The sequence below is a fragment of the Gemmatimonas sp. UBA7669 genome, assembly GCF_002483225.1.
Taxonomy (GTDB): domain Bacteria; phylum Gemmatimonadota; class Gemmatimonadetes; order Gemmatimonadales; family Gemmatimonadaceae; genus Gemmatimonas.
This window is the reverse complement of sequence record NZ_DLHL01000025.1, coordinates 15,208-36,079: the sequence shown is the minus strand read 5'-3', so window position 1 is coordinate 36,079 and position 20,872 is coordinate 15,208. Positions and strand designations below refer to the sequence as shown.

General features: G+C 66.9%; 18 protein-coding genes. 12 read left to right on the top strand and 6 right to left on the bottom strand.

All coding sequences use genetic code 11. The features are described 5' to 3' along the window. Positions 1 to 2 precede the first annotated feature (2 nt). The 5 genes from B2747_RS07150 to B2747_RS07130 all read left to right on the top strand — a co-directional run bounded on the left by B2747_RS07150 (position 3) and on the right by B2747_RS07130 (position 4,261). On the top strand, positions 3 to 608 hold the full coding sequence (locus B2747_RS07150) for a DUF2628 domain-containing protein (RefSeq protein ID WP_291158475.1): 606 nt from the start codon (positions 3 to 5) through the stop codon (positions 606 to 608). Positions 609 to 723: 115 nt separating this feature from the next. Further along, a complete protein-coding gene (locus tag B2747_RS07145) occupies positions 724 to 1,272 on the top strand; it encodes an RNA polymerase sigma factor (protein WP_291158473.1) in 549 nt (182 codons plus the stop codon). 30 nt (positions 1,273 to 1,302) lie between these two features. After that, positions 1,303 to 1,947 carry an isoamylase early set domain-containing protein gene (locus B2747_RS07140; RefSeq protein ID WP_291158471.1) on the top strand — a complete coding sequence of 215 codons (645 nt, stop codon included), beginning with the start codon at positions 1,303 to 1,305 and terminating at the stop codon, positions 1,945 to 1,947. A gap of 47 nt (positions 1,948 to 1,994) precedes the next feature. Beyond that, positions 1,995 to 2,732 (top strand): hypothetical protein, encoded by a 738-nt coding sequence (locus B2747_RS07135; RefSeq protein ID WP_291158468.1) that lies wholly within the window; start codon positions 1,995 to 1,997, stop codon positions 2,730 to 2,732. Positions 2,733 to 2,824: 92 nt separating this feature from the next. Continuing rightward, a complete protein-coding gene (locus tag B2747_RS07130; RefSeq protein ID WP_291158465.1) occupies positions 2,825 to 4,261 on the top strand; it encodes a glycogen-binding domain-containing protein in 1,437 nt (478 codons plus the stop codon). 361 nt (positions 4,262 to 4,622) lie between these two features. Here B2747_RS07130 and B2747_RS07125 read toward each other — a convergent pair whose 3' ends face one another. From B2747_RS07125 to B2747_RS07115, 3 genes are all read right to left on the bottom strand, one after another. Next, positions 4,623 to 6,467 (bottom strand): hypothetical protein, encoded by a 1,845-nt coding sequence (locus B2747_RS07125; RefSeq protein WP_291158462.1) that lies wholly within the window; start codon positions 6,465 to 6,467, stop codon positions 4,623 to 4,625. Positions 6,468 to 6,562: 95 nt separating this feature from the next. Next, complete coding sequence (locus B2747_RS07120; RefSeq protein WP_291158459.1) at positions 6,563 to 7,213, bottom strand: outer membrane beta-barrel protein; 651 nt, start codon at positions 7,211 to 7,213, stop codon at positions 6,563 to 6,565. A gap of 67 nt (positions 7,214 to 7,280) precedes the next feature. Then, on the bottom strand, positions 7,281 to 7,994 hold the full coding sequence (locus B2747_RS07115) for a TerC family protein (protein ID WP_291158456.1): 714 nt from the start codon (positions 7,992 to 7,994) through the stop codon (positions 7,281 to 7,283). A gap of 79 nt (positions 7,995 to 8,073) precedes the next feature. Between B2747_RS07115 and queC the strand changes: the two genes are divergently transcribed. The 5 genes from queC (at position 8,074) to B2747_RS07090 (ending at position 13,554) form a co-directional block, all read left to right on the top strand. Then, positions 8,074 to 8,832, top strand: a complete 759-nt coding sequence (gene queC / locus B2747_RS07110; protein WP_291158453.1) for a 7-cyano-7-deazaguanine synthase QueC — start codon at positions 8,074 to 8,076, stop codon at positions 8,830 to 8,832. A gap of 11 nt (positions 8,833 to 8,843) precedes the next feature. Continuing rightward, on the top strand, positions 8,844 to 9,482 hold the full coding sequence (queE, locus tag B2747_RS07105; protein ID WP_291158450.1) for a 7-carboxy-7-deazaguanine synthase: 639 nt from the start codon (positions 8,844 to 8,846) through the stop codon (positions 9,480 to 9,482). Positions 9,483 to 9,610: 128 nt separating this feature from the next. Further along, positions 9,611 to 10,192 carry a C40 family peptidase gene (locus B2747_RS07100; protein WP_291158447.1) on the top strand — a complete coding sequence of 194 codons (582 nt, stop codon included), beginning with the start codon at positions 9,611 to 9,613 and terminating at the stop codon, positions 10,190 to 10,192. A 193-nt stretch (positions 10,193 to 10,385) separates the two neighbouring features. After that, positions 10,386 to 12,452, top strand: a complete 2,067-nt coding sequence (locus B2747_RS07095) for a S9 family peptidase (RefSeq protein ID WP_291158444.1) — start codon at positions 10,386 to 10,388, stop codon at positions 12,450 to 12,452. Positions 12,453 to 12,603: 151 nt separating this feature from the next. Beyond that, entirely contained in the window at positions 12,604 to 13,554 is a 951-nt protein-coding gene (locus B2747_RS07090) for a hypothetical protein (protein WP_291158441.1), read from the top strand. A gap of 39 nt (positions 13,555 to 13,593) precedes the next feature. Here B2747_RS07090 and B2747_RS07085 read toward each other — a convergent pair whose 3' ends face one another. Together B2747_RS07085 and B2747_RS07080 are read right to left on the bottom strand one after the other, a co-directional pair. Beyond that, on the bottom strand, positions 13,594 to 14,076 hold the full coding sequence (locus B2747_RS07085; protein ID WP_291158439.1) for a DUF983 domain-containing protein: 483 nt from the start codon (positions 14,074 to 14,076) through the stop codon (positions 13,594 to 13,596). Positions 14,077 to 14,083: 7 nt separating this feature from the next. Next, a complete protein-coding gene (locus B2747_RS07080) occupies positions 14,084 to 15,238 on the bottom strand; it encodes an alpha/beta fold hydrolase (RefSeq protein ID WP_291158436.1) in 1,155 nt (384 codons plus the stop codon). 129 nt (positions 15,239 to 15,367) lie between these two features. Here B2747_RS07080 and B2747_RS07075 point away from each other — a divergent pair, with 129 nt between their 5' ends. Beyond that, positions 15,368 to 16,801, top strand: a complete 1,434-nt coding sequence (locus B2747_RS07075; protein ID WP_291158434.1) for a serine/threonine-protein kinase — start codon at positions 15,368 to 15,370, stop codon at positions 16,799 to 16,801. A 199-nt stretch (positions 16,802 to 17,000) separates the two neighbouring features. On the opposite strand, the gene B2747_RS07070 is transcribed toward B2747_RS07075, so the two are convergent. Next, entirely contained in the window at positions 17,001 to 19,916 is a 2,916-nt protein-coding gene (locus tag B2747_RS07070) for a M14 family zinc carboxypeptidase (RefSeq protein ID WP_291158431.1), read from the bottom strand. 142 nt (positions 19,917 to 20,058) lie between these two features. Here B2747_RS07070 and B2747_RS07065 point away from each other — a divergent pair, with 142 nt between their 5' ends. Then, a complete protein-coding gene (locus tag B2747_RS07065) occupies positions 20,059 to 20,862 on the top strand; it encodes a DUF1028 domain-containing protein (RefSeq protein ID WP_291158428.1) in 804 nt (267 codons plus the stop codon). Positions 20,863 to 20,872: the final 10 nt, after the last annotated feature.

Below are 20,872 nucleotides of genomic sequence, written 5' to 3'. Positions count from 1 at the left end.
AGATGACCGAGTCCAACTCCCCGTCCGACCGACCGGAGAACCAGTCCGCGCCGCCACCGCCCGAGTTGCCACGCTGGGCGCAGGCCGGTGGGGCCGCGGCGTCACGCGACGAAGCGCTGCTGGCCGCATTCATCGGCCCGCGCTGGGAGTCGGTATATCGACGCAAGCTCCAGGTGTTCGTCGACGATCCGCAGTTCGTGCCAACCTGGAATTGGAGCGCCGCCCTGTTCGGCCCGCTCTGGTTCCTCTATCGCAAGCTCTATCTGCAGTGGGCGATCTTCTTTTTCGCGCCGCTCGTGGCCATTCGCTTGCTCGGGCCCGACATGGAGTTGCCGCAGACGCTCGATGAGATGATGAAGCCCGAGAATCAATCGGTGGTCAATCTCATCGCGGCGGTGCGGATTTCTCTGTCGATTGCCGCCGGCGGGACAGCGAACTGGTTTCTCTTCCGTCGCGCCCGCGCGGCCCGGCGATTTGCGGAGACCCAGGATGTCCGCATGAGTGACACCCCGGCGGTGATGCAGCGTTTGGGCGGGGTCAACCGGCTGGGCATGGGGCTGTTCCTGGCGGTAATGGCGGTCCAGGTGTTGGCTTCGCTGCGCGGATGACCCTGGCTTCATCCGCGGGGTACCAGCTGTCATCGAGCCGGTCCGCCGCGGTTCACCAGCGGCCCGACGGCCGAGCCACTGTGACGAGTGGCGTGGCTGCGATGTTGACTTGGTGATGACGGACGCGGAACTGGTCGTCCGGACGCGCGCCGGTGACGGGGAGGCCTTCGGTCTTTTGGTCTCGCGCTATCACGACGCGTGCTGGCGGTTCGCATACCACATGCTGGGAGAGCGGGCGGATGCGGAGGACGTGGTTCAGGACACTTTTCTGCGGGCCTATCTCGCGATCGGGCGGTACGACGAGCGCGATCAGTTTCGCGGTTGGCTGTTCCGCATCCTGACCAACCAGTGCCGCAACTTCCTCACCTCCCGTGGCCGGCGCACGCGCCGGTTCATTCAGGACGACGCCGCCATCGATTCGGCGACCGCGCCCACATCGACCACGCCAGTCGGTGTGGAAGATGCCGCGTTGCTGCGGGCCCTGGCGCAGCTCGATCCGTTGCAGCGGGAAGCGCTGCTGCTCAAGTACGCCGAAGGGCTGGAGTACGGCGAGATGTCGGCCATGACAGGCGCAGGCGAGTCGGCGCTCAAGATGCGCGTCAAGCGCGGCAGCGAGCGGTTGCGGGCGCTGCTGGGCCGCGACTTCGAGGGGCCGGCGTCATGAGTCGCAATGCGCCCACCGGGGAGGTCTGTCATGGCTGACCAGCCTTTGCCCTTCCCGGGTCCCGATGATCAGAGCGGCGTCGACGCCGAATTGGAGACGCGCCTCACGCAGCGGCTCAGGGCGTCGTATGCGGCGCTGCCGGCCTCTACGCCACACATGGCGGCAGACTGTGCCCGGGCCGTACTGGCCGAGGCAGGCCGGAAGCATGGCGGTGGTGGCGGCAAACCGGGAACTCGGCGTCTGCCCCGTCCGCAGTGGTGGTGGGGCGCCGCGGCAGCGGCCGTGTTGGTCGTGAGTGTGGTGCGCCCCTGGCGGCCCGAGGCCAGTCAGCGCCAGGCCGACAGCGCGTTTGTTGCCGGCTCGGCGCACACGCTTGAGGGCAGCACGCGTGCGGTGGGCGACGGAACGGTGCGTTTTGAGCTGCGCCTGCCCGCAACGGCGCGTGAAGTCTCGCTGGTGGGCGACTTCAATGGCTGGGACGAGCAGGCCACGCCCATGGTGCAGCAGGCGGCCGATGGCACCTGGTCGGCCCGGGTGCCGCTTGAGCCGGGTCGGCACACCTATGCCTTTGTCGTCGACGGTCAGCAGTGGCTGGTCGATCCGCTGGCGCCACAGGTGCCGGATGCCGGGTTTGGCCCCACCAACGCCGTGATCGTCGACGAGGCTGCGCGTTGAAACGGGAGCACAGGAGTCTGAGCTGGCGACTGTCGGCGAGGCTGCCCATGCTGATGCTGGCCTGGGCACCACTGGCAGTTGCCGCACGGCCCCTGGGCGCCCAGGCACGGCCGGACACGCTGCGTGCCAGCGCGTCGCCGGTGTTGCCCGCGACCACGCAGGCTGCGGCCTCGCAGGTCGCGCTGCAAAGCCGTGCACAGATTCAGTTCGACGAAAGCCGTTTCGACTCACTCACGGCCAACACCCTGCGCGGCCTGTTCGAGGACGCGCGCGACATGGGCCTGCCAACGCGGCCGCTCATCAATCGTGCGCTTGAAGGGGCGGCGCGTCGCATGAGCAGCGAGCGTATCCTGCGCACCGTGCGTGAATTCGCCGCCGCCCTCAACTCGGCACGCGAGACGCTCGGGCCCACGAGTTCACCCGACGAACTGGCCGCCGGCGCGGCCGCCCTGCGTGCGGGCATTGATGAGGCCACGCTGCAGTCCGTGCGCCGCAACAACCCGCGTGGCTCCACCGAAATTGCCCTGGTCGTGCTCACGGATCTCGTGAGCCGCGGCGTGCCTCGTCCCAATGCCCGAGACGCCGTGAATGCGCTGTCCCCGCTGCCCAAGGGGGACGAAGCGCTGCTCGGTCTTCAGGCACTCGTCGCCAAGAACGCGCAGCGTGGCCCCGGTATGGCCCTCGAGGCCCTCAATCGCTATGTTCGAGGAACGATCCCGCCTGGCGCTTCGCCGTCCACACCTGCGACGACGGATCGCAAGCCGATTCGCCCACCTGACCCGTGACGATCGCCCGCCGACCCCTTCGTGCGACGCAGCGTCCGTGGCCTGGGACTCCGGCTCCGTCGAGTCGTAGTTCCCGGAGTCACCGTTGGGCGGTGCCCTGCGCCCTTTCGGCGGCGCTGGCCTCGCTGGCGGGCGGGCGTGCGCTCATGGCGCAATCGCGGACCGAGTCGCCCATCGCGCCGTCGGCCAACATCGGCAGCGTCACGGAAACGGCCAGCTTCTCGCTCCTCGGCGTCGCCCTGCTGCCTGACGGCAGCGGCAGCGCCCTGTCGCAGCGCAACGACGTGTGGCTGGGCGCCACGCAGCCCATCGGGCGTCTCGGTCGAGTCAAGTTCACGGCCCTCGCCAGCGGCAATGCGAGCCTGCGCGATGCCATGAGCAGTCATGAGGCAACGCAGGGCACGCTGGCCTTGCGCGCGCGTGCACGGTTTGGCGAACAGCGGGTCTGGGGCGCGGTGTCCTTTGGCCATGGCTCGCTGGACGGCGCACCGGGGCGGCTTGGCGGTTTGCCGGTGGTACAGGCCTCGGGCGGCCTCGATGATCGCGGCGCCGACACCACCATTTCGCGGCGTGTGGACGTGGGTCGCGTTGGGCGGGCGGAGGCGGGGCTCATCACGCGCTACGCCGGTGTCGAACTGGCCTTCGGCATGTCGCTCGAGCGCGCCAGTCGCATGACCACGCAGACCATCACGGTGGACGAGCCTGATCAGATGGCGGGCTTGCCGAACGATGCGGGACGCATGGTGAGCAGTCGCACTTTGCGCACCGTGCAGCGGCGCGATCTGGCCACGGGCATTGCCTCGATGGGCTTCCAGACCGGTGCCACGGGCTGGCTGGTGTCGGTGACGGCGCCGGTGGCGACCTGGATCAGTCGCGACGCGCTCGCGCCGCGTCCCCAGGCGGTGCCCACAGTGGCCTCGGTGGCCGTGGTGCAGCCGGTGACGGGTTGGCTGTCGCTGGTGGGGTCGGCGGCGTCCAATGCGGCCACGGTGGGCGGCACGTCGCTGCGCGATGACCTCAGTGACCGACCGCGTCGCGGTTTCTCGCCCATTGTGGGCATCGGTGTGCGCATTTCGCGTCTGCCTTGGCGGGACGATCATGCGGGCACGCCCAACGGCATTTTGTCCTTCGAGGCCCGCACCCTCGGCCGCGTGGATGCCGCCAGTCTGCGTGGCGTCACCGTGGCGGCGTCAACGACGGGTGTGGACAGCGCCTCGCTCGAGTCCGGAACCGCTGCCGGCGAGGGCGCGGGTGACACGCTGCGCGTCGTGCTGCTTGTTGATGCGCCGCGTGCGGAAAGCGTGGAGCTGATGGGCGATGCCACGGCCTGGACCGTGACGCAGCTCAAGCGGCATCCCAGCGGACGCTGGCGCGCCGAGCTCAAGCTCGCGCCGGGAACCCACCGCCTCATGGTGCGCGCGGACGGAGGCCAATGGATGGCGCCGCCGGGCCTGCCCATCTCGAACGATGACTACGGCGCACCCGTAGGCATTGTCCTCGTCAAATCCTCTCGCTCCCTTGAGAGGTGAGATGGGGAGAGGATGAGATGTGAGATGGTGGGAGATGGGACAGAAATAGATGATTGGGATGTGAGCAACGAATGATGTGAGAGATGCGATCGTGGGCGGCTGGGCGCCGACCGGGACTATCGCGAGGGGGGCACCTTGACCTTGACCCCGACCCGACCCCGACCCCGACCTGGACCGCGACCCGACCCCGACCTGGACCGCGACCCGACCCCGACCGCAGTCCCCTCCGCATACGATCGGGATTCCCATCTCATTGGTTGCTCACATCGCAATCATCTATTTCAGTCTCATCCTCCCACCTCACATCTCGGACATCAGACATCTGAAGTCTGAAATGCGAAACGAGAGGTGAGAGGTGTGCCTACCTCCCCGACCTCACGCGAATGGTCTGCGTCGTGCTGTCGGTGATCCCCGATCCACTCACGACCAGCGTGAGCCGGTAATCGCCCTCCGGCACACTCGGGAAATTGAGCGTCAGGCTGCGCCCCGCCCCGCCATCGGGCCGCCCGTTGTCGTTGTACTTGATGGAGATCGGCTGCAGGGCCTTGGACAAGCCGATGCTGCTGCCCAGACGCTGCATGAAACTCGCGCCCAGTCGTGTGGCCCGCACGGACACCTGCAGTGGTGCCTGCGGGCTGGCCGGACGGTACATCTCCCAGTACAGGCCGATCTGCGTACCGCCGACCACATCGCGCGACCCATAGGCCTGCTCGGCATTGCGCTCGAGGCTCGGGGTGAGCGACGGATCACCACGCTGCAGCAGCAGGAAGTCCGAAAGGCGCGTGTCTGCGGGCAGCGGCTGCACGGCCGCACGCACCCGCGCGGCCCGCTTGCCGGTGGGCGCGAGCACTTCGAGACTGGCCAGCATGGGCGCGGTCATGGGCGCGAGCAGCGCGCGATTGGCGCCGGCATCGTCCTTGGTGACCTGCACCGGCGTCTGCCCATTGAGTGCGTCGAGCGTCAGGCCGGCGTTATACGGCGCGCGCCCCATTTCGAGCTCGCGCATGAGACGGAAGCCACCGGCCACCAGCGTCGTGTCCCCGCGCTTGAAGCGCGCGAACTGATGCGGCAGCTCACCGTACCCCGCCGCGTATCGCGTGGCGTAGCGCATGCGCGCCTTGCGACGCTTGGGCTCCCACGACTCCTCCTTGGCCGCCAGCGGATTCTCGATCACGGCCGGCACGGGCATGAAGTCGTAGCTCGGTGTCGGCTCATGACCGATGACCTGCGGCGGTCGCGGATCGGCCACGCCACCATTCTGCACCGACCAGGACATCGGCCAGCCGTAACGCAGCTGCGACTCGAGCAGGTCATCGCCCCACTGCAGATCGTAGGGAATGCGGCCCAGCGAATGAATGCGCGACATGGTGTGCCGCGCATACCACTCACTGGCCGCATCATTGCCCGGCAGCATCCAGAGCGGCTGCGCCAGACGCAGCACGCGCGTGTTGTACGAGGCGCGCGCGTCGCAGCTCATGGCCTTGTAGGCTGCATGCGTAGACGGATCCAGCCACGGCGTGAGATCGGTCCACTCGCAGCGCTGCGCCGCCGGCATGGCCGACAACGCCCGCTCAAACGCTGCCTGCGCCTCGCGGTGCAGGTTGGCATTGTGCAGCGCCAGTCCCTGCAGGGCGTCGCACCACCAGCTCGTGCCGCCGCAGGCGCGCGCCGCCTCCACCGCCAGCTCCGGCTTCTGCCCCTCAATGGCATAGCGCACGCGCATGCCGTTCACCCAGTCATCCTTGGGGTCGGCACTCTGCGCCCGCGCGAGCAGATCCAGCAGTTGCTCGCGTTCGATCTTCGCATCGTTGCGCTCGGCCGGCGGCGGTACGTCGCCGTTGTTGTTCCAGTAGCAGATGCGGCCCAGCGGTACCTCGCAGCTCGCGTCGGCTCCGCCATTGTAGAAACGCAGCCCGAGCCGGTGATTGCGCTCGAACGCATCCTGCTGTGAGCGCGCCTGTGCACTCAGCGCACTGAGCGCGCCCACGTTGCCACGCAGCGGGTCCACCCCCGCGCGCACACTGCGTGCCGTATCGGACAGGACCGAGGCGGCGCCGGCCGCATTGCCCTGGCCACTGGACTGGGCCGGCAGCGTGGACACGGGCAAGCCGCCGGCGAGGGTCGCGACGGCAAGCGCGAGAGCCGCAAGCGGCCACCGCGGAGCTGGCCCCTGCGGGCCACGAGGGAAGAAACGGAATGCGGACACGGCAATGCTCAGCTGGAGGATCAGACGATCGCGTAGTCTAGCACGCGATCGCTCCGGCCGACATCACACGTGTCCGCCCCGACATGACTACGAGGTCAGAATACGAAGCGAATGCCCGCCGTAAGCGCGAGGTTGTGCGCGAGGTTGCCTTCGGCCCGGAAACCCACGGCATCCTCGGAGTTGAAACGGCTGATGTAATCCTTGGCCTGCAGACGCAGCGTGATACCCGGCGTGATACCCACATCCAAGCCGCCACCCAGCGTATAGGCCACGCTGGTGGAGCGGGTGTCGAGCACACTCACGCTGATGTCGTTGGTCATGCCGCCAATGCCACCCTGGATGAACGGCGCAAAACCACGCGTGGTGCCCCCCAGGCCACCGAGCTCGAGCCCCACGTCGTACATCCAGGTCGTGGCACTGCCCACGTTGACACCGCCCAGCAGGGGCAACCCGATGCGCAGGTCGCCCGAGGCATAGGCGAGGTTGCCCACCAGGGACAGACCACGGGCCAGCGGAATGCTGCCCTGCACGCCCACCGTGGGCGCGTTGGTGGTGCTGATGCTCGTTCCCACCGGACCGTCGTACCAGTTGCCGGTGATCAGGTACCCCGCATAGGGCGTGAGAGTTGCGCCCACGGCGGCCGGGCCGCTGTTGCCGGACGACTGGGCCACGGCCTCGCCGGCCACGGTGACGGACAATACGAGCGTCGCCAGCAGGCGACGGGATGTGACGAAGACAGACGTCATGCAGGCACTCCGGGAAAAAGGGTCGCCCATCTTGAGGGCAAGAGTCAGGCCAACGCGGCGGCGGGCCTCAGGCCCGGCGCCGCACGCGGATGTTGAGCATCTCCACCGCCACCGAAAACGCCATCGCGAAATAGGTGTAGCCCTTGGGAATGTGCTGTCCCAGGCCTTCCGCGACGAGGTTCGTGCCAATGAGCACGAGGAAGGCCAGCGCGAGCATCTTCACCGTGGGGTGCTTGTCCACGAAGGCGCTGATGGAGCCCGCGGCAAACAGCATCACGGCCAGCGCCACCACATTGGCCAGCACCATGATGCTCACCTCGTCGGCCATGCCAACGGCCGTGATCACCGAGTCCAGCGAAAACACGATGTCCAGCACCATGATCTGTGCCACGGTGGCCCAGAGCGTGTTGCGCGCCTTGGCCGCCTGCTCGGTGTGCTCGTCGGGCCCCTCGAGCTTGTGATGAATCTCGAGTGTCGCCTTGCCGATCAGAAACAGGCCGCCCAGCAGCAGGATGAGATCACGCCCCGAAAACTCGCGCCCCAACAACCCGAACAGCGGACGCGTGAGCTGCATGACCCAGGTGATGGACAACAGCAGCAGAATGCGCGAGACGAACGCGCCGGCCAACCCGAGCGACCGCGCACGCGGCTGCTCGGCCGGCGGCAGCTTGCCGGCCAGAATCGAGATGAAAATGATGTTGTCGATGCCGAGAACGATCTCGAGCACCGACAGCGTGAGCAGGGAAATCCACGCCTGCGGGTCGCTGAGCCAGTCGAACATGCCTGCAAGCTGGAGCCTCGCCGAGCGGAACTGAACTCCCCCCGGGTGAACCCTCCGGATCGGTTATCTTTGCCGGATCATGTCCACGCTCCGCTCTTCGCCTCCCGACCAGCCAGCTGGCGGTTCGCCCAATGACGGCCCGCCGGCCGTGGTGCTCCTGTCGGGCGGCCTCGATTCGGCCACCGCGCTCGCCGTGGCGCGCCGTGAGGGCTACACGCCCTACGCCATGACCTTCCGCTATGGCCAGCGCCATCTGGTTGAAATCGACGCCGCGCGCCGCGTGGCCGCCGCCCAGGGCGTGGCCCGGCACGTCGTGGTGGACATCGATCTCCGCCTCTGGGGCGGCTCGGCCCTCACGGCCGACGTGGAGGTGCCCAAGGATCGGGACGTGTCACCGTCCGCTCAGGAGGCCAGTGACGCCATTCCGGTCACCTATGTGCCGGCCCGCAATACAATCTTTCTGTCCTTCGCCCTCGCCTGGGCGGAGGTGCTGGGGGCGGACGCCATCTTCATCGGGGTGAACGCGCTGGACTATTCCGGCTACCCGGATTGCCGGCCGGAGTACGTGGCCGCGTTCGAGACCATGGCCAATCTGGCCACCGCCGCCGGCGTGCAGGGCGGACAGCGTCTGCGCATCCATGCGCCGCTGCAGCACCTCACCAAGGCGCAGATTGTGGCCCTGGGCCGCGAGCTGGGTGTGGACTACAGCCTCACCACCAGCTGCTATGACCCCGCGCCGAATGGCACGGCCTGCGGCCACTGCGACGCCTGCCAGCTGCGTCTGCGCGGCTTCGCCGAGGCGGGGTCGGCCGACCCCATCGCCTACGCCGACCGCTGAGCGCCGCCCCCATGGCATACACGGTCAAGGAGTGCTTCTACACGCTGCAGGGCGAGGGCGTGAACGCTGGCCGGGCGGCGGTGTTCTGTCGCTTCGCCGGCTGCAATCTGTGGACGGGACGTGAGGCCGACCGCGCGTCGGCCGTCTGCACGTTCTGCGACACCGATTTTGTGGGTGTCGGGCCTGACGGCGGCAAGTTTGCCACCGCCGAGGCGCTGGCGGCCTTCGTGAAGTCCCGCTGGCCGGCTGACGCGCCGGCCGACGTGCGCCCCTTCGTGGTGTGCACCGGTGGCGAGCCCCTGCTTCAGCTGGATGCGGCGGCGGTGGACGCCTTGCACGCGGCCGGCTTCGAGGTGGCGGTGGAAACCAACGGTACACAGCCCGCCCCGCCCGGCCTCGACTGGATCTGCGTGAGCCCCAAGGCCGACGCGCCGCTGGTGCTGACCTCGGGCCATGAGCTCAAGTTGGTCTATCCGCAGGACAAGGCGCCGCCGGAGCGCTTCACCGGTCTCGACTTCCAGCACTTCCTGCTCCAGCCCATGGACGGCCCCGAGCAGGCGGCCAACACCAGAGCGGCGCTGGCCTACTGCCTGGCGCATCCACGCTGGCGCCTCTCGGTCCAGACCCACAAGACCCTCGGCATTCGCTGACCGGCCAGGCTGGCCCGAACGTTTCCCGCAGCGTGACGGCCGAGGCTGGTGCGAGCCCCGACTCCGAACTAGTTTCCCGCGTCGGCTCCGATCGCCCTCCCACCGCGACCGTCTCCAACCCGCCCCTCGTGCCCCTGCTCCGCCGTCACTGTGTGCCTGTGCTCGTCGCTGCCTGCGTGGCCGCGTCGGCTGTCGTGGCACCGACGGTTTCTGCGCAGGATGCCAGCACGCTCGAGTCGCGCAAGCCCTTTGCGGCTTTCAGCGCCTCGGCCGAGAAGATGCGCGACAGCATTGTCGCCAAGGCGCGCTCGTCTCTGGGCACGCGCTACAAGCTCGGGGGCAGCAAGCCCGGTGTGGGGCTCGACTGCAGTGGCCTCGTGCGCTACGCCATGAGCGTCGTCGACATGGTGCTGCCGCGTACGGCGCAGGGGCAGGCCAAGGTCGGCACCGAGGTGCCCAAGGACGTGGCCGCGCTCAAGCCGGGTGATGTGCTCACGTTTGGCCGCGGCAAGCGCATCTCCCACGTGGGCATTTACGTGGGCGACGGCAAGATGATTCACGCCAGCACCTCACAGCGTCGGGTCATCGAAACGCCCATCACCAAGCGCAATCCGCTGATCCGCCAGTGGCAGGGTGTGCGGCGACTGGTGGACAGCTCCACGCTGGCCCTGCGTGACAGTCTGCTGGCCATGGCCGATTCCCTGCCCTAGCGCAGGACGTCTCGTGTGTTGCCGCCGCCTCGTGCCAACCGGTACGGGGTTTTTTCTTGCCCGGTGCTTCCGAGGCCATGCCGAGATGCCGCCGCGACGTGACGCCCGCCGGACATGACGATGGCGTTCCATTCGCACTCACGCGTGTCGGATGATATCCTCTAGGGGTTCCACCTTCCCTCAGGAGCACCAGATGCAGCCAGTGATGCGCCATCGCATCCCGTGGCGACGCGCCCTCCTCGTCGCCACCCTCCTCGTCCCGGCCGTCGCCCCTCGCCTTGCGTCCGCGCAATCCGCGAACGCCCTCCGCGACCGGCTCACCATCCACGACTACTTCAACTGGGAGGACGTGTCCGCACCGGCCCTCTCACCCGACGGCAAACAGGTGCTCTACACGCGCACCTGGATCGATCAGCTGAACGATCGTCGCGAGTCGTCGGTGTGGATCATGAACGCCGACGGCACCCGCAACCGCTTCCTCGTGAAGGGCTCCAATGCGCGCTGGAGTCCCGATGGCTCGCGCATCGTGTTCGTTGCGCCCGGTGAACCCGGCGGCGCCCAGATCTGGGTGCGCTACATGGACGCCGAGGGCGCCACCACGCAGATCACGCGACTCACCGAATCACCCAGCGACGTGGAGTGGAGCCCCGACGGCAAGACGCTCGCGTTCGGCATGCTGGTGCGCGACAACGAACAGTGGCGCATTCCCATGCCCGCCGCGCCGCGCGGCGCCAAGTGGGTGGAGCCGCCGCGTGTGGTCACCAAGGTGCGCTACCGCGCCGATCGGCAGGGCTTCCTCGAGAATGGCGTGCGCCAGCTCTTCACGGTGCCCGCCGATGGCGGCACGCCGCGTCAGGTCACCACGGGTGACTGGCCCGCCAACGGCAACACCTGGACGCCCGACGGCAAGGCGCTGCTGTTCACCAGCAATCGGGTGAGCGACGCCGAGTACTCGTGGCGCCAGAGCGACATCTACAAGGTGGACGTGGCCTCCGGCAGCATCGTGCAGCTCACGAAGCGTAACGGGCCCGACAACAATCCGGTGCCGAGCCCCGATGGCCGCCATGTGGCCTACACGGGTTACGACAGCACTGATGCCACGTGGAAGGACGCGATTCTCTACGTGATGGACGCCGACGGCAGCAACCCGCGCGCGCTGACGGAGAAGCTCGATCGCAGCCCGAGCGGCATGATGTGGGCGCCCGACGGCAGTGGCATCTACTTCAACGCCGAGAACGAGGGCTCGCGTCACCTGTATCACGCCTCGCTCAAGGGCGAGGTGAAGCAGGTGACGAAGGGCGCGCAGGTGCTGTCGGTGAGCGACATCGGCCGCAACTTCCTTGCGGTCGGCACCATGAGCACCGCGGACAAGCCCACGGACATCGTGGCCTTCGACGTGCGCACGCCCACGCCGCGCCAGCTCACCGAAGTCAACGCCGACGTGCTGGCAGGCAAGAAGCTCGCCACCACCGAAGAGGTGTGGTACACCTCCGTGGACGGCTTCCGCATTCAGGGCTGGATTGTAAAGCCGGCGGACTTCGACCCCAGGAAGAAGTATCCGCTGATGCTGGAGATTCACGGCGGCCCGCACAGCATGTACAACGTGGGCTTCAGCTTTGCGCGTCAGGATCACGCGGCGCATGGCTATGTGGTGCTCTACACCAACCCGCGCGGCTCAACGGGCTACGGCAGCGCCTTCGGCAATGCCATCAAGAACGCCTATCCGGGCAAGGACTACGATGACCTCATGGCCGGTGTGGACACGGTCATCAATCGTGGCTTCGTGGACAGTAATCGCCTCTACGTGTTCGGCTGCTCCGGTGGCGGCGTGCTGACCAGCTGGATCGTGGGTCACACCAACCGCTTTGCGGCGGCCAGCGCCAATTGCCCGGTGACCAACTGGCTCAGCTTCGTTGGCACCACCGACGGCAACAGCTGGTACAACAACTTCGCCAAGTATCCCTGGGATGATCCCAGCGAACATCTGCGTCGCTCGCCGCTGATGTACGTGGGCAACGTGAAGACACCCACCATGCTCATGACCGGCGTCAACGACCTGCGCACGCCCATGGGGCAGACCGAGGAATACTACGAGGCGCTGAAGGTGCTCAAGGTGCCCACGGCCATGGTGCGCTTCAACAACGAGTGGCACGGCACCAGCAGCACGCCGTCCAACTTCCTGCGCACCCAGCTCTTCCTGCGCAGCTGGTTCGAGAAGTACCAGCAGCCGCCCACCACGCGGGTCACGCAGGACAACTGATTGCCCACCTCCGGCTGTCCAATGTGCCGGAGACGCTGGTCGTGATATGGGTCACCGTTCCTCGTGCGGACGGTGACCCATGCCACTTTCTCCCGGCTGCCGGCTTCCCTACGTTCCTCAGCAGTCGTTCCACCTCACTCCCCGCTCCGCCATGTCCCGATCCTTGCTTCGCCCCCGTCTCGTTGTGCTGTCGGCCGTCCTGGCCACGGCCCTGATGGGCGCGTGCACCGACACCGCCTCACGCGCCCGTGCCGACTCGCTGGCGGCCGTGCTGTCCGCCACCACCACCGAGCGCGATTCGCTGCAGGGCCTGGTGAACGGCAACGCCGCCGACCGGGACCGCGCGCTGGCCCAGGTGGTGGAAGCGTCCAAGTTTGCCGACGAGGTGGACAAGGAGCTCCGCCAGGTGCGCGGCCTGTCGTCCAAGGTGGGCGTCAACACCAGCGACGAATCGGGCAAGACCGAGGCGGCGGCGGCGCAGAAGGACATTCTCGACCGCCTGCGGCAGATGCGGCAGCGGCTCGCGGCCCGTCAGGCGCAGGTGCAGAAGCAGCTCGAGGAACTCAAGGCCCTGCGTGAGGACTCCACGGCGGCGGCCACGCTGCTGGCCGACCTCAACGCGCGCCTCGCGCAGCGCGACAAGGAAATCGCGGTCTTCCAGGACGAAGTCCGTCAGCTGCGTCAGGCCAACGAAACCCTGGTGGCGGAAAAGGCCGTGCTCACGGACACGGTGAAGGCCATGGACGTGCGCGAGAATCAGGTGTTCTACACCGTCGGTTCGCGCCGCCAGCTCCTCGCCGACGGCGTAGTGGCCGAGGAAGGCGGCTCACGCGGTCTGCTCATTGTGAAGCTCGGCAAGACACTGGTGCCCGCGCGTACGCTCGACGCGGCGCGCTTCACCATGGCCGATCGTCGCCAGACGCTCACCATCCCGCTGCCTCGCCCCGATCGCGCCTATCGCATCGTGTCACGCCACGATGTGGGACTGATCGAGGTGGCCAAGAAGGAAAAGGACGGATCGTTCCGCGGCGAAAACATCCGCATCACCGATCCGTCCAAGTTCTGGGCCTCGTCCAAGTACCTGATCATCGCCGAGAAGTAAGACCTCGGCAGACAGCAGCAACAGAGAGCGGGAGCGGCCTCAGAGATGCGGCAGCTCCCGCTCTCCCATTTCGCCCCCTTCGCGGTGCCAGGCCAGCTCCTCGGCAGTCAGTGGGCGAATGGCCAGATCCACCGCGAGCCAGGTGGTCTTGGCAAAGGGATAGCACAGCAGACAGCCGGCCAGCATGAGAAAGCCGGTGATGTAGGTGATGGCGTCCCAGGGCGGATTGGGCCAGGTGAACCACACAAAGCCGCACACGCAGAAGAACAGAATCAGTTCGACGGCGATGAGATTGAACAGGTAGGCGCCCACGAAGTAGTCGCTTTCGCCGCGCTCGAGACGGAGTCCGCAGCTTGGGCAGGTGGCACGCAGCGCGAAGAAGGACTGGAAGATGCCGCGGCCGCCGCAGTGCGGGCAGGACAGGCGCAGCGCCCGCGCCAGCAGGCGCGTGACACCGGGTGTCTGCAGAGACACGGCGGAAGAAGCGGTGGCGGACGACGCGGCCAGAGTTGCCGGGGTCATGAGCTGCTCAGCGTTCGGGAAGGGTCGAGAGAAACTCCCGCAGCAGGCCACCCCAGATGCGCGGCTGCGAGTGCGTGCCATGGCCCCGGGTTTCCCTCGTGATGGGCAAGAGCACGAATCGGGTCTTCGGCATCATCGCCGCATAGCGTTCCGCCAGCCCGAGTTCCGGCGGGTTCACCTGGTCGTCGGCCGAGTTGATGAACAGGGCCGGCGCCGACACACGCTGCAGGTCCTTCGACGGATCGTAGTCCCGCGACGCGTCGAACTGATAGAGAAAGTCGTTCGCGTCGGTATTTCGCATGCGGCTGTCGAGATACGCGCGGATGACCGAATCCGCCTGATCGCGTGTGGGCGCCTGCTCCTGCTGCAGCAGCGGTGCGCTGCCCATCATGTACAGGAGACCGAGCGCCGAACGCAGGCCCAGAGGCTGACTCTGGTAGTTGCCGTTCTGGTACCCCGGATCCAGCCGGATGGCGTCCATGGCCATGGTGCGGATCATGCGATTGCGGCCGGCGATCTGCGTGGGCACACAGGCCAGCGGCGCGAGGCCGTCCATGAACTCGGGCCAACGTACGCCCCACATCCAGGCCTGCATGCAGCCCATGCTCGTGCCCATGATGAGCCGCAGGTGGTTGACGCCGAGATGCTCGGTGAGCAGGCGATGCTGGGCCGTCACCATGTCCGTGTAGCCATAGTGCGGGAAACGCGCGCGCAGCCCGTCACTGGGCTTGCTGGAGCCGCCGTGCCCGATGCCGTCGGGCAGAATGATGTAGTAGCGGCTGCTGTCGAGCAGTTGACCGGGACCAAACAACTCGCCGGCGTACCCAGCTGACATGAAGCTGCGTCCACTTCCGCCCGTGCCGTGCAGAATGAGCACGGCATTGCGGACCACCCCGGCCGCGTCGCGCCGCGGCGTGCCCAGTGTGGTGTAGTGCAGACGCAGCTCAGCCAGACGCTCGCCATTGGCGAAGGCCACCTCCTTCCAGACGGCGTCCCCCTGGGTACCGGCGGTATTCCAAGTGGGGCGGGACGCGACGGATGGTGCCGCGCCTTGTGCACCGAGTGGAATGGCCATCGAGCCGATCGTCCAGACCAGCCCGAGGCCAAGAGTCCCGACGCGACGCAGCGGTCCCAGTCCCGGGAATGCTGATGTAATGGGCATATACCAAGATACCCAGGGGCAACCTCCCTATATACCTCCCGCTTGCCAAGTCTTCGCCTGGGCATAGCTTGGCAGACTGTGAGCACCAGAAAGGTTTGCCCCCAGTGCGGGGAAGACTACGACGCGGATGTGGCTTTCTGCGCGAAGGACGGCACCTCATTGGTGCCGGCCGGTGAGGCCAATCTCATCGGCAAGATGGTCGGCGGCCGCTACAAGGTGCTCAAGCAGCTTGGCGAAGGCGGCATGGGCCAGGTGTATCTGGCCGAGCATGTGCGCATGAAGCGCAAGAGTGCCATCAAGATCATGCGCCCCGCCTTGGTGCACGAGCCCGAGGCGTTGCAGCGCTTCACGCGTGAAGCTGAAAACGCCAGCAAGATCTCGCATCCCAACGTGGCGGGCATCTTCGACTTCGGTGAAACCGACGAGGGGCTGGTGTACCTCGCCATGGAGTTCATCGACGGCGAGTCCCTGTCGGCCACACTCAAGCGTGAAGTGGCCATGCATCCGGTGGTGGCCGCGGACATCATCGCGCAGGCTTCCGACGCGTTGCAGGCGGCGCACGACCTCGGCATCCTGCACCGTGACATCAAGCCCGACAACGTGATGGTGTCGCAGCGCAACGACGGCACGTTTGTCGTCAAGCTGGTGGACTTCGGCATTGCGCGCACCATGGATCGTGGCGCGCAGCAGGTCACGCGCACCGGCTTTGCCGTGGGTACGCCGGAGTTCATGTCACCCGAGCAGCTGTCGGGTGATGTGCTCGACGCGCGCTCCGATCAGTACTCGCTGGCACTCGTGGCGTTCATCACGCTCACCGGTCACGATGCGTTTGCCAACTCGAACAGCAAGGAATCGCTGATCGCGCGCCTCACCAGCCGTCCGCGGCGTCTCGACGAAGTGCGCAGTGATCTCGAGTGGCCCGAGTCCATTCAGGAAGTCTTCGACAAGGCGCTCGCACCCGACCCTGCCGACCGTTTCCCCACGGTGGCGGAGTTTGGCATGACGCTGGCCAACGCGGTGTCCGAAATGACACCGACGCAGACCGCCGAGATGTACCGGCACGCGCTGGGGCAGCGCATGTCCAGCGTGGGCGCGCGCACACCCATCGACAACAACAGCATCCGAACGCCCGCGGCGGCGGTGGCCACGCAGAAGACCAAGGCAGCCAAGGCCGCCGCGCCGCGCCGCAAGGATCCCGCCTCATTGGGACGACGGCGCTCGGTCTTCCCCTACATCGTCATGCTCGGCGCGATGACCTACGGGGTGTGGTGGTACGGCTCGCAGAAACCAGCGGGCCCCGCGCGCGAGGCAGCCGACACCATCGGCGCCTACGCCTCGTCCTTCAAGAGCTGGGCGGGCGGCCTCATTGGCAAGAGCGATACGGCGGTGGTGGCCGACACCACGACGGCCGCCGAGAAGCCGGCGGCGGCCCCGACGCCCCGTCGCAACCGGCGGCGCGCGGACTCGACGACTGTGACCAAGCCGGTGGATACGGCGACCGCAGCCGCGGCGCCGGCCGACTCGAGCACGGTGAAGCGGGACAGCACGGTTCCGCCCGCGTAGCCGCCGTCAAACTGAAAACTCAAAACTTCAACTCAAAGCTCAGAGCTGACCGGACTGTCGGTAAGCTCTGAGCTTTGAGTTCAAGTGTTGAGTCTTGGGTTTACGACTACTTACGACTCGGAACCCGAACCCAATACTCAAAACTGATCAGTTCCGGGTTTTGAGTTCAGGTTTCGAGTTGTGAGTTGTGACTATCCCCTCACTTCCCCGCGTCCAGATCGTTCCAGTTCAGGATCGCGTTGAAGCCGAGGAAGTACGTCCCCTGCGTCTGCCAGCGCCAGAACGGACGAATGGCGAACATCACCACGTGACCCTTGCCGAGCGGCGCGTCCACCAGCTGCGCGCGGTTGCTCAGCGCCTCACCGCCGGCCAGCGTGCCGGAGAGCAGCATGTCATTCGGGTTGGCCGGGAACTGCAGAATCACGCGCGGCCGCGTGCCGTCAATGCTCGTGGCACCACCAAACGCCGCTCCACCACCAAAGCCACCGGCACCGCCTGCTCCACCGCGCGCGGCGGCCGCAGCCAGACCCGCGCCGCTGGGGCGTGGTGTTGGCGTGCCCGTGGTGTCGCCCATCCCCCAGCTCCAGGCCGATACCTGCACCGGGTTGGCGTTCGGTGTGACGTTCTGCTGAAGCGCCGCCGCGCCCGCTCCGCTGCCACCGCCGGCAAAGAGGCCTGCGGAGCCGCCCACGTTGATGACCGGATCCTGATTGAAGTACACCGGCACCTGCGCGTCAAAGCCGTAGGCCAGCGGGCTGGTCTTGTCGGTCACGACACCGCGCATCACCGAGCCACGTGCAAACAGATCACGCGGCGACTCGAGCGTGATGCCGCTGGTGAGGTTGTAGGCCGGGAAGATGGTGGACGTGCTGCCTTCCACAATGAGCGTGCCGCCGGCCTGTACGAACTTGTACAGCTCCGTGAGACCCTCGATGCCGAGGCCGCCGCGAATGTCATCGGCGGCGTCGATGGCGCCCAGGTTGGGCGTGGATGCCGTCTTTCGGTACGGCAGCGGTGTGTCGCCGTTCTTGATGATGCCGGCGATGTGCGACTGCGCGCTGCCGCCAACGTGCGGATAGATGATGACATCGTACTTCGCGCGCAGGTTGCCCTTCTTGAGCTCGATGTCGCCGAAGTATCTGTACGGCACGCCGTAGGTGTCGAGCGCCGCGCGCACCCAGCCTTCGTCCTGTGTGCGCTGCCAGGCGTGGGCGTAACCGATGCGCGGCAGGTCCAGCTCGTGCATCTTGACCGACGGCATGGTGGCCACGGCCTGCGCGCTGAGTCCGAGTTCCGTGAGCGCCGCGGAGAGCTTGGCGCGGTCGCCGGCGGGAATGATGAACGCGCCCGCCTTGAACTGCCGGCCACCCGCCTCAAAGTCCGCTTCCGCCGCGTGCATCTTGGTGGTCGCGAACTGCGTGCGGAACTTCATGAGATTGTTGTCGCTGGTGTGCGCCACGATGAGCACCGGGCCCGTGCCTTCCACACCGCCGGCGGCCTTCACCTTGTCGTTCACCATCGTCATGGGCTGCGTGAGCACGCTGCGGTCGCCCACCGGCAGGATAGCCACGTTGCGCATGTACTGGAACGTCCAGCCGGTGTCGTCGTAGGGCCGCGGGTTCTGCGGCGAGTAGCGCTGAATGCCGAAGTACATGTCGGCCAGTGTGCGATACGGCTGATCGCCGCGCACGATCCAGTCCCCGGCCTTGACGTTCACGCCACCCACCGAGAACGCCGTGTTGGCCACGTGCACTTCGAGTCCCTGCTTGCGCAGTTCATTCACCGCGTCGGCGGCGTCGGCCTTGCGCTTCTGCGTGGACGGAATGACCCAGGCGTAGGGACCAGCGCCCGTGGTGCCCTTCTCCACGGCGCGCTTGTTCTTGATCCAGTAGTTCTCGAGGTAGCTGCGCCGATTGTCGGCGAAGTGCTTGAGTGAGACCAGCACACCCGACTGCTGGATGTTGGCGTTGTTGCGCGGGCCCCACTTGATGTACGGCAGCGGCGGATTGGGGCGGAACCACTCGCGGCTCGTGGTGGTGGCCGGCGGCCGCACCTCGTAGTTGTCCGGTCCGTAGCTCTGCACTTCGTAGAAACGACCGATGGCGTTCTTCGTGTGCGCCACGAAGAACATGTAGTTGGGCGTCCAGCCGTCGTAGAAGCCGTAGGTCCACACCCCCGGCACGCCGCGCTTGGTGAGTTCGCGCACGTCTTCCTGGGCCATGGTCCACCACTCGGTCACCGTGATGGGATCGATGGCGTCGTTGTACGGGCCCGTGCCCGTGCTGCTGTAGAGATAGGTGACCGACTCGTGCAGGTCGTGCATGACCTGCGGCTTCCACTGCAGGAAGAAGTCGTTCACGTGCCGCGTGAGCGCGAGGAACTGCCCCATGCCATCGCGGTTGTTGTCGTGGGCCACATACTTGCCCCAGTACATCAGCGGCAGACGCGGCGCGCCGGCGGGCAGCTTCTTGTTGTAGTAGTAGGTGTCCACCTGCTTCTCACGTCCGTCCACTTCGATGACCGGCGTGATGAAGGTGATGATGTTGTTGCGGATGGCCTGGATGTACGGCGACTCCGACACGATGAGCCGATACGCCAGCTCTTGCAGCACTTCCGGACCGCCCGTTTCCGGCGAGTGCATGCCACTCGTCAGCCAGTAGATGGGCTTCGTGGTCTGGATGAGCCGCTGCGCCTCGGCCTCACTCGTCTTGCGCGGGTCGGTGAGCGCGGCGAGATCGCCCTTGTACTTGTCGAGATTGGCGATGGCCTGCTCGTCACCGATGGCCAGCACCACCATGTCGCGGCCTTCTTCAGTCTTGCCAATGGTCCAGTACTTGGCGCGCGTGGGCGCGGCCTTGGCCAGCGCCTCGAAGTAGCGGTGAATGTCTCTGGCGTAGGTGAGCTCACCCGGCGTGCCGACAATGCGGCCGTGGAACTTGAGCGGCGTGGGTACCGTGCTGGACGCCGGCAGATGATCCACCAGTTCGGTGGTGATGCGCGGGTCCTGCAGGAATTCCTTGATCTTGGCCGTGTACTCCTGATCGATGGCCTGGGTGGGCTGGGCGCTGAGCAGCGCAGGCAGTGCCAGGGCAGCGAAGGTCGTGGCCAGAGACATGGTCACGCGGGGAGCGCGTTTCGCGGCGTTCGGGCGCCATCGCGACATCGGGATACTCCGGGTGTGGGGAGACGGGTCTTTCCCATCATACGCGGCAGCCGGTCACCTTGCTCGGCGGCGTTTCCGGTGGCCACTTATACGCATGCCACACACTTCCATTCTTCGCGCTGGTGCCGCATGGGCCCTGGCTCTCGCCTTGGTGTGCAGCGCGTCCGGTGCCCAGGCTCAACGCCCGATCAACACGCCCACTGCGGCTACGGCCACGCCGCTGCCCTGGCCGCCGGTGGCCACCTTCTCCATCCTCGGCTATGACCCGGAAACCGGCGAGGTGGGTGGCGCGGTGCAGTCGCGCGTGTTCTCGGTAGGCAACGGCGTGCTCTGGGCCGAGGCCGGTGTGGGCGTGGTGGCCACCCAGGCCATTGTGGACGTGAGCTACGGCCCTCAGGCGCTCGCGTTGCTCAAGAGCGGCATGGCACCCGACGCCGTGGTGAAGACCGTGTGGGAGCGCGATCCCGATCCGCGGCCGGAGAACTGGACCAAACAGGGGCGGCAGTTTGCCGTCATGGACGCCCAGGGGCGCGTGGCGGCGTTCACGGGGCCCAAGGCCTCCACCTGGGCCGGCGACAAGCAGGGCGTCTATTGCAGCGCTCAGGGCAACATTCTTGCCGGCCCGGCGGTGGTGGCGGACATGGTGAAGGCCTTCGAGAGCACCACGGGGCATTTGTCACTGCGCCTCCTGGCCGCGCTCGAGGCCGGTCAACGCGCAGGCGGCGATACACGCGGCATGCAGAGTGCGGCCATGCTCATCGTGAAGAAGAACGGTGGCGTGTGGCTCAACAACGACGTCGTGCTGCGCCTGCAGGTGGACGACAATCCGGAGCCGATTGCCGAGCTGCGGCGACTGGTGGAGAAGGCGGCGACGATGCGGCGGCCGGTGAGGCGGTAGTGACGCCGGT